Origin of the sequence: Pasteurella oralis (assembly GCF_002850605.1) — a bacterium.
Lineage (GTDB): Bacteria > Pseudomonadota > Gammaproteobacteria > Enterobacterales > Pasteurellaceae > Pasteurella > Pasteurella oralis.
Genome location: NZ_NXGB01000001.1, coordinates 155,142 through 169,561, shown reverse-complemented (window position 1 = coordinate 169,561; position 14,420 = coordinate 155,142). Strand labels below are relative to the sequence as shown.

Sequence of the window (14,420 nt, the reverse complement as noted above, 5' to 3'; positions counted from 1 at the left end):
TTAGCAAACAGGTTGTCTTTTACTCGGACGGCACACTTGAATATTTTTGCCAAGCTCATCGACTTGATATCTATCAAAAGAAAGGGCTAATTTCACACCAACACGGTAAATGCCGTCTTTACCTTTCGAAACCGCAGAATCATGTTCTCTGATACTAATACTACCATTTGCACGATCTAATCCTATATAGTAACCAAAAAAGCGCTCTTTTTTGGTTTTTAATTCCACAAGATCATTTGGAAAAAGACTGAATTTGAAGATCGCATTTTCATCCATTTCTTCCCATTCATCTTCGTGTTTATTCGCAATAATCGCTTTATTAGCTAAAATACCTTTTGCTACTTGCCAAGTATAAATTGGTACTAAGAAAAATTTACCGTTTTTAACAAATACATCCGTCCTCACGATTGAAGCATTATCTGCGATCCCTTTACATTTATGTACAAGTACACCCGTTTTTTGTACCTGTTCTACTCTAACTGATTTTACTCGTTGACCTCCTTTTTTATAAAATGGTATAGCAAATGCTTTAGCGGGATCATTATTAAATTCAGTTAAACGAGTCTTTAAGGCATGATAAAGCTCACTTTCCCGTTCTCGATTAACCATATTTTCTAATAAATTTGGCTTTAACTGTGTCAATGGAACTTTTAAAACACTAACACCTTCTGATAAACGTTTGGCGGATTTAACGGTTTCCATATGGCCTTGACCACGCATTTTTCGTGTTGGTGCACGTGAAACAAATAAGGGTTGTACAAATTCATGATTTGCTTCTGGTCTATCTGGCAGCATCTTCTTCAATGTAATGTTAGGTTGGTCATCAAACACGCGTATATTCACATCTTCTCTAAAATATTGCCAAGGCTTCGGAAAATACAGAGGAATTATTTCTCCCGTTTCTTTATCAATTCTCTCTCCTGTAAACGGACTCATTTCTTCAAAACGAATAAAACGCGTAATTTTTTGTTGCATTGCCCTAGTAGTACAGGCAACAACAATCGCATCTAAAGCATGATGCCTATCGCTCTCACGTACTTTTGTGAATCCCCATTGACGACGTAATAGCGCGGTAATTTGACCATTTGAGGCAAAAACATTATGTTTCCCGTTCCCAACTAATTGCATATGAGTTGCAATATAATTTGACAAGAATTTAGCAATATAACGTGTATCATTTAAGTTTCGCTTAATAAAACTATCTTCATCTAATTTCTGAGTTAAAAGATGTTGTTTCTTAGCATGAGAAAAGCAACTTCCCATTACTAAAGCAACAAAACTTTTCCAGCGTGCTGAATTTTCCTCTCCCCTTAGCCATTCATAAGGTGTTCTATTTCCTTTTTCTTGATTTGTATTAGCCAGTACTAACACTTTATTATTAAAACTATCATCCCAAGTGCGCGAAAATGGGAGAGCATGATCAATTTCAACATAATTTTCTTCATTAAGGCGAGTAATATCTAAATTTTTAGCAGAATAAAGGCATTTTCCATGCTGTTGCTCATATAAACGCAACTTCAAAATATCTTTCGCTTTCGGTAGCCCGACAAAATCAGGAAAGCATTCTTGGAATTTTTTAACCGCTCTTTCTCGCTCACTACGATTTTCTTCTTGTCGTTTTTGGATTTCACGTCGTGCTTTAAAAGATTTACCTAGCTCTCTACCTGTTTCAATATGTATACGCGCAGGTGAGCCATATAAGCGAACAATACTATTAATCACTTTACGAGCTTGAGAAAGCGTTCTTAATACAACAGGATTACGAACTTCATCAGCAGGAATCGCGGAAAGGAAAACCAGTTCTTGTTTGCTCTGTTTACCATAATGATCACCATAGATTTCTCTACATGCTTCATCATAGCGCTTACCTTGTTCCATCAATGGCAAAATTTTTCGTAAGCTTTGCAAAGATAGCTGAACAAACTTATCAAAATTTAACTGTTCTAATAGCGCCTGCAACACGGTATTTGGCAATTGACCATTTAGATATTTACTAATATCTTCATCCGTCTTATATAACGAAAAGGCTGTCCCAATTTCATCTAATAATTCAGGTTTAGTTGCAAGTCCTTGCCATTCTGTTTTAAGCCCATTGCCTTCCAATGCTTTACGAATAGCGTGCCATGCTTTCAATTCCATGAATGTTGCTGACTCAGCATTATTTTGACTATAACGTAGATGCTTAAAAATTGTATTTTCTGGAAGTTGTAATAATTTTTTCACTTGTAGATAAGTTAACTTCGCTTTTTCATAAGGTTGATTAATCAATAATTGACGCTCATCTTCTATTAATCCACGTTCAATACCGTTTTCCAATATACGTAAATTATTCAGTTTAGTTAACCATACAAATCGCTCAGCACTGTATGTATTTTTCGCCGCTTTATATTCTGTCGGTTCAAAAGTACATTTTCCTAACATTCTAAGAATAGCTTCGCCTGATAATGCAGGCTTTTGCCACATTAATAATTCAGTCACCCGCTGCTGTAAAATCTCACTTGCATCTTCATTGCCAAATTGACGCTGTTGAACAAAAAGTAAATTAAGTTCTTCTAAAAGATCTAATCGATTGAATGTATGGGTATAAGAACCACGTTGATTCCGAATGTGCCCCTCTTCCTCTGCAAATTTTTTCACCGCTAATTCAGCAGGGGTACGGTAAGATTCAGATTGTAATAACTGATGATTTTGGTTGACTCCAGACAACAAAGCGCCTAATTCTTTATTATCCGTTTTACTCTCATTTTTACGCTGAGAAAGATAACCACGATGTTTCAATAAATGTAATAAAACGGCGCTCCATTCTCTTGGTAATAATTTTCTTTCTAATCCTTCAACTCGTAAATGCCATACTTGGTTTGGCAACCCTTCGCTCAAATCGGATTGCGTAATCATCCCTTGTTGCTTAAATAAACGCTTTGCTAATAATAAACGATATGCTCGACGGCGGATTAAACGTCTCGTACTTCTTGCTAAACGGCGAGAAAGCGCTAAAGATTCACCAGTTTTAGGCACTTCTGCTCGTTCGAAAGTCCTTACTCCAACATCAATTAACCTCGTTGGGTATTCATTCTCATCAATTTCTACTACAGCCCAACCCACCGAAGCGATACCGAGATCTAATCCTAAAATATATTGAAATTTCTGATTTAATGGTTGCTGCATATTATTTTCCTTATTTTTATTGAAGAACATTCCCTCTAAATAGTTTAAAGCAAAAGCACAAAAGTGTTGATCATATTTATCTAATAATGTAGAGTGGTTCACATATTGTTGCACTGCGAAATGAGAGACGTTGCTACAATAAGGCTTCTGAAAAGAATGACCGTAACGCTCTGCCCCCTGTAATGAAAATTACAAGGGGCATCGTTTTTTTGAGGAATGATAAAAAATCTTAAGCTTGTACGCCTAAATTACCAATTTTGATACCAAGAAATCCCATACTAACAGGATCTACATAATCACCTAAAAACTTAAAGAGTTCAGCTAAATCTGTAAAAGTGCGGTTAGTTTTAACTTGATCTTCTATTTTTCGCGTAAACTCATAGCTAATCCCATTACTATCAATATGTGCAGCTAGCGTGATGTAAATTGTTTCAAAGAAATGGCTATGTGTCCCTTCTTCACCTGGGTCACTAATTCTCACATTCCAATTATTACTAAATAATAATTTCGTTTGCATCGTCATAAATTTACCTCGCTGAGCTTAAATGAGTTGCATATTAATAAGAAAAAACGTGGTTATAAAAAACCCGATGATAAAATCTTTAACATTAAAAATTTTATCATCGGGCTTTGCAAAATATCGCCCTACATGTTTTTCTTTACGTTGATAACTCCCTTTGCCTTTACGTTTCTTTTCTACGCGCTGGCGAAACAAAGGATCATGTAACAATGCTTGTAGTGCATTATCACGAATGACACCACGTTGATGCTGATAAGGCAATGCGCTTTGTGGTGTTTGTATTTTCTTTGTCATCGTTTTTCCTCAATTAGTATTGTGATAAAAATGTTGCCAACTTGTAACAAACAAGCGGGCAACATTATAAAACGAAATTACAGAATCTCAAGTACACTTTCTGGTGGTCTTCCAATCTTTGCTCTTTCGCCATGTACTACGATCGGTCGTTCAAGCAGCGCTGAATACTGAGAAAGTGCCTCTAACAGCTGCTGCTCCGTAACTTCAGGCTTATCTAATCCTAAATTGCGATATAATTCATCTTGAGTACGCATCATCTCTCGTACACTACCTATACCTAATTTTTGCACTAGCGCTTGTAATTCTGGCACAGTAAATTGCTGTTCTAAATACAACTTAACTTGTGGCTGGATTTGCTTTTCTTCTAATAAGGTTAATGCCGCTCGGCTTTTTGAACAACGTGGGTTATGATAAATCGTAATCACCATAGAATTTCCTCGCTTAATGATATGATCTGCCTAGATTTTACCTTATAATCGAGCAAAATGCTTGAATTGAGGGAATATCATGTTTGAAATGTTAAAAAATTGGTATAACAACCGCTTTAGTGATCCGCAAGCAATGGGATTATTCGCTATTTTATTGTTTGGTTTTATATCAATCTATTTTTTCAGTCACTTAATTGCCCCGCTTTTAATTGCTATTGTATTAGCTTATTTACTTGAATGGCCAATTCGCATCCTCACTGAAAAGCTTAAACTACCACGTTTACTCTCTACAGCCCTAGTATTTGGTGGGTTTCTTGGTTTGATCTTAATTATTGTACTCGTTTTAATTCCAACCTTGTGGACTCAAACAATCAATTTAGTTACTGATCTTCCCCATATGTTTAATAAGCTAAATGAATGGCTGCTCTCATTACCAGAACATTATCCTGAACTTGTTGATTACCAAACTATTGATTCTGTTTTAAAAACAGTACGTGAAAAAATTCTCGCTTTTGGGGAATCTGCCTTAAAATTTTCGCTTACTTCATTACTCAGTTTAGTAACTTTAGGTATTTATGCCTTCTTAGTGCCTTTAATGGTATTTTTCTTACTAAAAGATAAAGATGAGCTAATTAAGGGAGTCAGTCGTTTTTTACCACGTAATCGTACACTAGCGTCAAATGTCTGGAAAGAAATGCAATTACAAATTGCCAATTATATTCGAGGTAAACTGGTTGAAATCATTATTGTGACAGCCGTTACTTATCTAATTTTCTTATTGTTTGGCTTGAATTATGCTTTATTATTGGCAGTTGCCGTTGGTTTATCAGTACTGGTTCCTTATATTGGTGCAGTATTAGTCACTATCCCTATTGCCTTAGTTGCTGCTGCACAATTTGGTGTTACACCAACATTTTGGTATCTATTGGCCGCCTATGTAGTTAGTCAGATTTTAGATGGTAACTTGTTAGTCCCATTTTTATTCTCCGAAGCCGTCAACTTACATCCTCTCCTTATCATTATTGCAGTACTTATTTTTGGTGGATTATGGGGTTTTTGGGGCGTATTTTTCGCAATTCCTTTAGCAACATTAGTCAAAGCCGTTGTTAACGCTTGGCCATCAAATGAATCACAAACTCATGTTTGAATAAAATAGTGTGGGTGTTCTAAAGAAACAAAATAATAATTCACTATTGATATAATCATTCTAGCTTAATACGAATACTCGAACAAAAGGGCGGATCAAAATTGATCTGCCCTTTGCAACTTTTGCATTTATCTAAGACCGCTTCAAAGTGCGGTCTGTTTTTGCAAAATTTTACTCTGAATGTACACTTTTCTCAGTTAAAGGCTTAATACTCTCATCAAATTCAGGCAAAGGTTTATGTTCTGTCGCAATGTAGCTGTAAATCACTGGTAACACAAACAAAGTAAATAATGTACCAATTGTTAGCCCAGATGCAATCACAATACCAATACTAAAACGAGATACGCCACCAGCACCAGAAGCAAACAACAATGGAATAACCCCAGCAACCATCGCTGCTGTTGTCATTAAAATTGGGCGCAAACGTACTTTAGCAGCTTCGGTAATCGCATCAATACGATTTTTGCCATGATTTAATTGCTCCTCTTTTGCCACTTCACACATCAAAATACCATGTTTAGTGATCAATCCTACCAGAGTAATTAAGCCTACTTCAGAATAAATGTTCAATGTTGTGCCTGGGAATGAAATCACAATACCAAAAATTCGCAATATACCTGGCAGCATACTTCCTAAGAAATTCAATGTGAGTAATGCCCCGCTGACGGCTAACGGTACTGAGATCATAATCACTAATGGATCACGAATAGATTCAAACTGAATTGCTAATACTAAGAAAATAATGATAACAGCAAGTACAAAAGTAAACGCTAAAGCATTTCCTTCTTGTACTAATTGACGTGCTTCACCTGTAAAATCATAATTATATCCTTGTGGTAAATGCTCCTTCGCTGCGACTTTTAACCACTCAATAGCATCACCTGTACTTTTAGTTGGAAGAGGTACTGCACTAATTACAGCAGAATTCAATTGGCTAAAACGAGGTAATGAAGTTGGCTGAGGCTCTAATGTCATCGTTAAAAAACTACTCAATGGTACCGATTGACCATTACTTGCCGTTACATAATAATTATTTAAACTCTCTGGCGATAAACGTTGATCACGTTTTACTTGCATAATAATACGGTATGCACGTCCATCAATATCTACCCGTTCAACTGTTGCTGCAGAAAGGAAACTACCTAAAGTGGCACTAATTTGTTGCATAGTGACACCATAAGTACCTGCTTTTTCCTTATCTACCGTAATGCGCATTTGTGCAGTATCAAATTTTAAATCTAACGCAGTATAAACAAAGTAACCTGATTTCTTCATTTCTTCTAATAAACTACCTGCCACATTAGCCAATTCTTGGTAGTTATTCGCAGTACTAATCACAAAGCCAATTGGAGGACCTTGCTCCCCTGTATTAATTTCAGGAAAATTAAAACCAGTAATCGAAATTTCAGGAATACTTGCTGCTTTTTTATTTAATTCATTTAATACTTCAGCCTGGCTACGACTCCGCTCATTCCAATCTTTTAATGTAATCACACTTAATGATTGATTACCACCAGGAATACCTGAAATTACCATCGAAAAATCAACTTCAGGTGTGTCTTTTAAAATCTGCTCGAACTCTTTCATTGCTCCTTGCACATAATCGACATTCACATTCGATGGCGAACGACCAATTGCCATAAACCCACCTTTGTCTTCAGCAGGTGTTAATTCACTAGAAAGTGAAGTAAATAAGAAAGGTAAAGTTACAAAAACAATTGCTGCAAACGCTAGCATACATTTACGGCTCGCCATAACAAGATTTAGTGCATAATTATAGCCGTTATTAATTTTCGTTAGCATTTGTTCAATGCACTGCTCTAAACGACTTGGATCTGTATGCGGTTTTAATAACTTACTGCTCATCATTGGAGATAACGTTAACGCTACAATACCTGAAATAAATACCGCACCCGCAAGTGTTAACGCAAATTCTTTAAATAATGCACCAGTAATTCCGCCCATTAATGCCATCGGTGAATATACTGCCATAAGTGCAATTGTCATTGAAATAACAGGTACGGCAATCTCACGTGTACCAATAATTGCAGCCCTAAAAGGGGTCTCTCCTAATTTAATATGACGGTCAACGTTTTCTAACACAACAATCGCATCATCTACGACAAGACCAATCGCTAAAATTAAAGCTAGTAAAGTCATTAAATTAATCGAGAAATCAAATGCTTGTAACAGCATAATCACCCCAATTAACGAAATCGGAATCGTAATGACAGGGATCAAAATTGCACGTAATGAACCAATGAATAAAGTAATAACAACTAATACAATCAAGGTCGCTTCTAAAATTGTCTTAACAACTTCATCAATTGAGCTATTAATCGCAATAGTTGTATCGTATAAAATTTCCGCATCCATACTGTCTGGCAAATTGTTTTTAATTTGCTCATATAATGGACGCACATTCTCTGCAACAACAAGAGGATTAGCTGAAGATGTTGGATTAATTGCGAGTACAACAGACTCAAAACCATTCGCGACAGCACGAGTACTATCACTTGATTTATTTAACTCAATATCAGCAATATCACGCAAACGCACTAATTTATCGCCTTTAGAACTAATAATCAGATTCCCTAGTTCCTCAACTGATTTTGTGGTAGTTTCAACTTTATTTTTATAAGTGACATAGAAACCATTGTCATTACCTGCTGCGGTTTGTACATTATTAGAAGATAACGCACTTCTAACCGCCATTGCTGATAAATTTTGCGCCGCCATCTTAGCAGGATCAAGCCAAATCCGTAATGCATAATCAGACGCACCAAAAATTTGTACTTCTGCCACCCCTTCTATAGTAAAGAACTGTGGTTTAATCACCCGTTCAATATAATCTGTGACTTGACTTGCATCCAATTTAGTTGAATTAAATTGGATATACATCATCCCAGTTCCCCCTGTAGAAGAAGTAATAACGGGATCATCAATACCTGATGGTAATTGAGAACGAACAGAATTTACCTTCGCTAACACATCTGCTAATGCGGCATTTGGATCCGTATTTAGCTTCATCTTTACGGTAATTAACGAACTATTCGGACTACTTTTGGATGATAAATAATCGATGCTATCTGCCTGTGCAACAGCTTCTTCTAATTTCGAGGTCACAAAGGCTTGAATTAAACTAGCATCCGCACCAGGATAAACGGTAGACACATTAATTACTGTTGTAGTCATTTTTGGATATTCACGTACTGCTAGTTTTGCAATTGCTTGTAAACCTAAAATAATAATCAACAAACTAATCGAAACAGCCAATACAGGACGACGAATAAAAATATCGGTAAATCGCATTTTAAATCCCTATTCTTTTATTCAGATAAACTCAACGCATTTTTCTAAGAATTCAACATCTTCTGGACTAAATCTTGCCAAAAATGGAGAATCTACATCAAGCTCTGCAATCATCTCACTATCTCTAAAGATAGGTATCACCACCTCTGATTGTGATGCACTATCACAAGCAATGTGCCCATCAAACTGGTGAACATCATCTACAACCGTCGTTTTGCCTGTTTGCCATGTATAACCACATACACCTTTGCCAAAACTAATATCTGAACAAGCCACTTTGCCCTGAAAAGGACCTACTTTGAGTACACCATCTCGCACAATATAAAAGCCAACCCAATTCAGATTTGGCATATGCTCATATAAAAATGCTGACATATTAGCCATACGTGAAATCATATAGCTTTCAGGTGCCAACATTTCTTCTAATTGTTTTAATAATAAAGTGTAATTCATCAATTTTTCCCTATTTCTGACCGCACTTTATAGGTTTGTTTTTTCTGCAGGCTGAGCTGTACCTACGCCTACTTTATCAACAACTAACACTAAACTACCATTAGATAAATTTTGCTGACCACCTGTCACAATTCTATCGCCAAGTTTAATCTCATCTCCTTTCAACTGAGCATATACACCTTGACGATCTTTAGTAAACACAGTCACTTGTTTAACACGATAAGTCTTATCAAGATTATTACTATCGAAATCCTTACGACCCGCTAATACCTCACGTTCTTCTGCTGAAAGTGCTGTTAATACATAAGCAATTTCACCATACATGTTGTAACTCACTGCAACCTGTGGCACAACGACTTGATCATATTCTGTTGGTAAAGCAACACGTAAGCGAGTAAACATACCTGATAGCAATTTACGACCATCTTCAGGTTCAAACGTTGCCTGTACATCAATTAAGCCTGTTGCTGAACTAATCGCAGGTTCAATAGCTGTAATCTTAGCAGCGAACGTTTCTCCCGTACGTGCATCGGCAGTAGCCGTTACTTTTTGCCCAATATGCAGCTTATCTAATTGAGTTTGCGATAACGCAAAATCAATTTTCATCAAGCTCGTATCTTCGACCCTAACAATTTCCATTCCTGGATTCACGTATTGTCCTACATTGACTTTCACAATCCCTGCCTTACCATCAAAAGGAGCAACAATTTGTCGGCGTTCAATTGATGATTTCAACGCAGCAATATTAGCCACTAATGCATCATAAGCAGATTTTGCGTTATCAAGCTCTTGTTGTGATACGCTTTTTGTTTTATATAAAGATAAATAACGCTGATAAGTGGCTTTAACAGACGCAAGTTGTGCTTGTGAAGCTTGTAAATTTGCCATTTCTACCGCACTATCTAATGCAACTAACACATCACCTTTTTTCACAATCTGCCCAGATTGAACAAGAACTTTACTTACCGCACCTGAAGTTTGAGCACTCAACATCGCGCCTTGATTAGGGCGAACTAGACCCGTTGTTTCGATCACAGGTGTCCATTGCTGACTAATAACCGTCATTGCAGTAACGGGATAAGCTTTTTCTCCCATATTTGAAATAAACTTTTCAACCATTTTAGCTTGAATAATATTGAAAACGATCACACCAGCAAACACTAATACGATGATTCCAAGAATAATTTTCATCAAAAAAACGTGAGAACGTTTTGGTTGAGTTGCTTGAGTTTCACTCATACAGAGGCTCCGTAAAATATCACTATATAAATTATTTCTGTATCGCACACCAAGTACGTTGGATCACTGATTCAAGAATCTCAGTGGAAAGTAATTCTTTAAAATACACTTTCTTCCATGCAATTTGGATTGCACTGTCTAAACCTAATGTAAATAGAACATTGGTCGGTAAATCACAAAGTTCGCCAGCATTCTGCGCGCGCTCACAAAATACAGTCCAATGACTACGATCCCATTCTTTGATTACCGTATCAAAACCAGGTAAAGATTGATATTGGTACATATTTAATAAGATGTTTGGATTTTCTTCTAAAAAGTGCCAAACATTCCACCACATTTGACGATATTGCTCAAAAAAACTCTGATTAGCATCATAATTTTTTTCGAGCGCACGCTGAAAACGTGTAAATACTTGCCGAGCAAATTGTTCGAGTAACTGCTCTTTACACTTAAAATAAATGTAAATCGTCCCCGGCGAGATCTTTGCTGCCTTTGCAATTTTATGCATTGACAAATTATGTAAGCCATCTTTTGCCATCAGCTGATCTATCGCCATAAAAATATGCTCGGTCATATCTAAATCAGATTGACGCATAATAAATATTGAATAAATGTAATTGGAAATTAAGATAGGTCACAAACAGACAAAACATAGCTGAATGAACGTTCGTTCATTTTAAGGATTTTTTACATTTACGCAAGTCGAAAAACAAAAAACGTGGGTAATTTACCCACGTTTTTTTTAACTTACCTTACATGCCAATAACAACACAATTAGTAATAACTTTGGTCTTTTCCTGTGCTTTCACTGCTGAAGCACGATCGCCAATAGGTCCAACAATCACTCGATTCCACTCTTCACTTGAATTCACACGAGCATGTAATCCTTTCATGGTTAAACGTGCTTGCAAATTTTCCGCCTGCGTTTTATTTTTAAAAGCACCACATTGCAAACCATATTTTCTCTCACTTGTAGTGATATTCACAACTTCTGCTTTATCAACTTTCTTAACAGGCTCTACTTTAATCGGCTCTTTGGCAGGCTCTGCTTTTTTTACCTCCACTACTGCCACTGGTTTATTGACAGGCTTGTTCACTTCTGCTTTGGCGTCAATCGCTTTCGATGTCGAAAGTGCTGTTTCTTTTAACGTAATTTCTTCTGTTTTCTTTATTGTTTCTTGCTGCTTCAAACGTGCTTGCTCTGCGGCCTTTTGCTCTTGCTCCATTGCTAACAAAATTTTCTTTTGTTCTTCCGTCAAGCGCATATTTTTATCTAAAGATTTTGGATCATCATTTACCGGCACAGTACGTGTTTCTAATGCTTGAATGTAGCTCCACACTTCCTCTGGCCGGTTTGGCAACACGCTTTGCGGTTGAGTATTATCTACTTTGGGGACAATAACTACTTTTTCTGGTGCTTTTTCTTTCATTAAAAATAAAGCAATTGCGAAACCAGCAATTAATACACCAGCAATCAACAATAATGTAATTTTATTTGTTCCTTTTTTACTTTTCTTCTTACTGCCACGACGGGCATAATCTCGTCTTGCCACGCTAAAAACCTATTCCTAACATAATTTGTAAAAAATCTGTGCAATTTTACTGAAAAAACCCTGTTAACTCAAACCAAAGCTAAGTTAAATCAAGCGGATCAACATCTAATACACAACGTACTTGCCCAAATTTAACTGGTTGTGTTTGCTGAAATGCAGATAACGCACGTTGTAGTTGCTGCTTTGAAGGATGTTGTAATAATAACTGCCAACGATATTGCCCTGCTTTTTTACTAAAAGGAGCCACGATAGGTCCCAAGATAGACAAATCAGCTTTTTCTCTTTCATTCCAGCGCTCAAAATAACAGGCAACTTGTTGCAAAACTTGTTCAGCTTCTTGTCCATGGCGACTTTGTGCTTTAAATAAAGCCTGTGCACTGAAAGGAGGTAATCCCATATTTTGACGTAACATTAGCGACTGCTGCGCAAATTCATCATAACCTCGAGTCAACAAAGTTTGTAATAGTGGATGATCTGGATAATGCGTTTGCAGTACTACCTCACCTTGCTTTTCCATACGCCCAGCACGCCCAGCAACTTGTACATAAAGTTGTGCTAGGCGTTCTTCAGCACGAAAATCTACCGAAAATAACGCACTATCAACATTTACTAAGGCAACTAAAGTCACATCAGGGAAATGATGCCCTTTTGCTAACATTTGTGTACCAATTAAAATTTGGCTTCGTCCTTGTTGAATATCCGCTAAATATGCATCTAATTTCCCCTTACGAACAGTGCTATCCCGATCGATTCGCGTCACTTTATATTGTGGAAAATAAGTATTTAAAGTCAATTCTAGTTGCTCAGTACCCAACCCTGTTGTTATTAAATGAGTAGAACCACAATGTTCACACTGTATTGGAATTGGCTTTTGAGAAGAACAGTGGTGACAACGCAATGCACGTTGATGTTGATGATAAGTATAAGGCTTATCACAATGTTGACATTCTGTGATCCAACCACATTCATGACATAGTAATACTGGTGCAAAACCACGCCGATTTAAAAACAGCAATACTTGATTACCTTTTTGTAAATGTCGTTCCATTTGTGTTAACAAATGTTCAGACAAACCGTTATGTAATCGTTGCTGCCTTAAATCAATCACAGAATGGCGAAGTGCGGTCGAATTTACCGCTTTTTTAGATAAAACTAAATGTCGATATTTACCATTAGTGACATTATTTAAACTTTCTAAACTTGGCGTTGCCGATCCCATTAACACAGGAATATTTAATTGCCTCGCCAAAACGACTGACAAATCACGGGCATGATAACGAAAACTGTCTTGCTGTTTAAAAGACATATCATGTTCTTCATCAATCACGATCAAGCCAAGATCACGAAATTGAGTAAATAATGCTGATCTCGTACCAATAACAATAGCACTCTGCCCTGTTCGAGCACGCTGCCACACTTGTAAACGTTGCGTATCATTTAAGTTAGAATGTAGCGTATCAATAACAACATTAAAACGTGCAGCAAAACGCTGCACTGTTTGCGGCGTTAAGCCAATCTCAGGAACAAGCACTAATACTTGCTTTCCCCTATTCAACACTTCTTCAATAAACTGCAAATAAATTTCAGTTTTGCCTGAGCCTGTTACACCATCAAGCAACCAAGCAGAAAACCCATCGTTAAACACAAGCTGACTAAAAACAAGTGCTTGTTGTTTATTTAATATTAAACGATTTTCATTATTGACTATGGGCTGTTGTCCTAAGTGCGTTTGCCACATTCGAGAAGAAGAAACCACTTCAACTTCAGTAATATACTGCTTTTGTTTTAGACTAGAAAAAATGCCTGAACTGAAAGAATTATTTCCCTTTTCTAATGGTGCCAAAGACAATGCAGTTAAAGCTTCAAACTGTTTTTTCGCACGCGTTAACTTAGCCCGCTGCAAAGCCTGTTCACCAAGTGCGGTCAATTTCCAAAAAATTTTACTTTTTTCTACCGCACTTTCCCCCTGACGCAACTTTACAGGTAACGCTTGAAATAAAACTTCACCTAATGGACTTTGATAATAATTTGCTGCCCAATGTAACAAATCCCAACTTGCTTGATTAAATAGAGAATGTTGATCTATTACCTCAAATACGAACTTAAGTTGTGCTTCTGGCACATCTGTCTGCTGAGGAAAATCCACTACAATCCCAACCCGCTTCTGTGTACCAAAAGGCACCACAACCCGCCCTCCTATCACAGCATTAAGTTCTGAAGGCAAAAAGTAATCAAAAAAACGAAATAACGGCACAGCAAGTGCAATACGGATGAGTTGCATAGTTTGGTCAATGAATGGTCAAGGTCTC

At 36.9% G+C, this 14,420-nt stretch carries 11 protein-coding genes; 1 reads left to right on the top strand and 10 read right to left on the bottom strand.

Features of this window, described 5'->3' with window-relative positions:
• From cas9 to arsC, 4 genes are all read right to left on the bottom strand, one after another.
• Nucleotides 1-3,165 (bottom strand): type II CRISPR RNA-guided endonuclease Cas9, encoded by a 3,165-nt coding sequence (gene cas9, locus C0975_RS00855; RefSeq protein ID WP_101774520.1) that lies wholly within the window; start codon nt 3,163-3,165, stop codon nt 1-3.
• 229 nt (nt 3,166-3,394) lie between these two features.
• Nucleotides 3,395-3,688, bottom strand: a complete 294-nt coding sequence (locus C0975_RS00850) for a DUF5377 family protein (RefSeq protein WP_101774519.1) — start codon at nt 3,686-3,688, stop codon at nt 3,395-3,397.
• Nucleotides 3,689-3,706: 18 nt separating this feature from the next.
• The gene (locus C0975_RS00845; RefSeq protein ID WP_101774518.1) at nt 3,707-3,979 is read right to left on the bottom strand and encodes an alternative ribosome-rescue factor A; all 273 of its coding nucleotides are present in this window, start codon (nt 3,977-3,979) and stop codon (nt 3,707-3,709) included.
• A gap of 77 nt (nt 3,980-4,056) precedes the next feature.
• The gene (arsC, locus tag C0975_RS00840) at nt 4,057-4,407 is read right to left on the bottom strand and encodes an arsenate reductase (glutaredoxin) (protein WP_101774517.1); all 351 of its coding nucleotides are present in this window, start codon (nt 4,405-4,407) and stop codon (nt 4,057-4,059) included.
• Nucleotides 4,408-4,486: 79 nt separating this feature from the next.
• Between arsC and C0975_RS00835 the strand changes: the two genes are divergently transcribed.
• Nucleotides 4,487-5,554 (top strand): AI-2E family transporter, encoded by a 1,068-nt coding sequence (locus tag C0975_RS00835; RefSeq protein ID WP_101774516.1) that lies wholly within the window; start codon nt 4,487-4,489, stop codon nt 5,552-5,554.
• Nucleotides 5,555-5,725: 171 nt separating this feature from the next.
• Here C0975_RS00835 and acrB read toward each other — a convergent pair whose 3' ends face one another.
• The 6 genes from acrB to priA all read right to left on the bottom strand — a co-directional run bounded on the left by acrB (nt 5,726) and on the right by priA (nt 14,392).
• Nucleotides 5,726-8,866, bottom strand: coding sequence for a multidrug efflux RND transporter permease subunit AcrB (gene acrB / locus C0975_RS00830; RefSeq protein ID WP_101774515.1), 3,141 nt, complete (start codon nt 8,864-8,866; stop codon nt 5,726-5,728).
• A gap of 21 nt (nt 8,867-8,887) precedes the next feature.
• Nucleotides 8,888-9,319 (bottom strand): GAF domain-containing protein, encoded by a 432-nt coding sequence (locus C0975_RS00825; protein WP_101774514.1) that lies wholly within the window; start codon nt 9,317-9,319, stop codon nt 8,888-8,890.
• A gap of 27 nt (nt 9,320-9,346) precedes the next feature.
• A complete protein-coding gene (acrA, locus tag C0975_RS00820; protein WP_101774513.1) occupies nt 9,347-10,558 on the bottom strand; it encodes a multidrug efflux RND transporter periplasmic adaptor subunit AcrA in 1,212 nt (403 codons plus the stop codon).
• Nucleotides 10,559-10,589: 31 nt separating this feature from the next.
• Nucleotides 10,590-11,153 carry a TetR/AcrR family transcriptional regulator gene (locus C0975_RS00815; RefSeq protein ID WP_101774512.1) on the bottom strand — a complete coding sequence of 188 codons (564 nt, stop codon included), beginning with the start codon at nt 11,151-11,153 and terminating at the stop codon, nt 10,590-10,592.
• Between the two features lie 157 nt (nt 11,154-11,310).
• On the bottom strand, nt 11,311-12,111 hold the full coding sequence (ftsN, locus tag C0975_RS00810) for a cell division protein FtsN (RefSeq protein WP_101774511.1): 801 nt from the start codon (nt 12,109-12,111) through the stop codon (nt 11,311-11,313).
• Between the two features lie 79 nt (nt 12,112-12,190).
• Complete coding sequence (priA, locus tag C0975_RS00805; RefSeq protein WP_101774510.1) at nt 12,191-14,392, bottom strand: primosomal protein N'; 2,202 nt, start codon at nt 14,390-14,392, stop codon at nt 12,191-12,193.
• Nucleotides 14,393-14,420: the final 28 nt, after the last annotated feature.

What these genes read in the sequence shown, in the direction of transcription:
- priA (WP_101774510.1), bottom strand. Translation starts at nt 14,392, where the DNA reads ATGCAACTCATCCGTATTGCACTTGCTGTGCCGTTATTTCGTTTTTTT.
- C0975_RS00825 (WP_101774514.1), bottom strand. Translation starts at nt 9,319, where the DNA reads ATGAATTACACTTTATTATTAAAACAATTAGAAGAAATGTTGGCACCT.
- C0975_RS00845 (WP_101774518.1), bottom strand. Translation starts at nt 3,979, where the DNA reads ATGACAAAGAAAATACAAACACCACAAAGCGCATTGCCTTATCAGCAT.
- acrA (WP_101774513.1), bottom strand. Translation starts at nt 10,558, where the DNA reads ATGAGTGAAACTCAAGCAACTCAACCAAAACGTTCTCACGTTTTTTTG.
- cas9 (WP_101774520.1), bottom strand. Translation starts at nt 3,165, where the DNA reads ATGCAGCAACCATTAAATCAGAAATTTCAATATATTTTAGGATTAGAT.
- acrB (WP_101774515.1), bottom strand. Translation starts at nt 8,866, where the DNA reads ATGCGATTTACCGATATTTTTATTCGTCGTCCTGTATTGGCTGTTTCG.
- C0975_RS00835 (WP_101774516.1), top strand. Translation starts at nt 4,487, where the DNA reads ATGTTTGAAATGTTAAAAAATTGGTATAACAACCGCTTTAGTGATCCG.
- arsC (WP_101774517.1), bottom strand. Translation starts at nt 4,407, where the DNA reads ATGGTGATTACGATTTATCATAACCCACGTTGTTCAAAAAGCCGAGCG.
- C0975_RS00815 (WP_101774512.1), bottom strand. Translation starts at nt 11,153, where the DNA reads ATGCGTCAATCTGATTTAGATATGACCGAGCATATTTTTATGGCGATA.
- C0975_RS00850 (WP_101774519.1), bottom strand. Translation starts at nt 3,688, where the DNA reads ATGACGATGCAAACGAAATTATTATTTAGTAATAATTGGAATGTGAGA.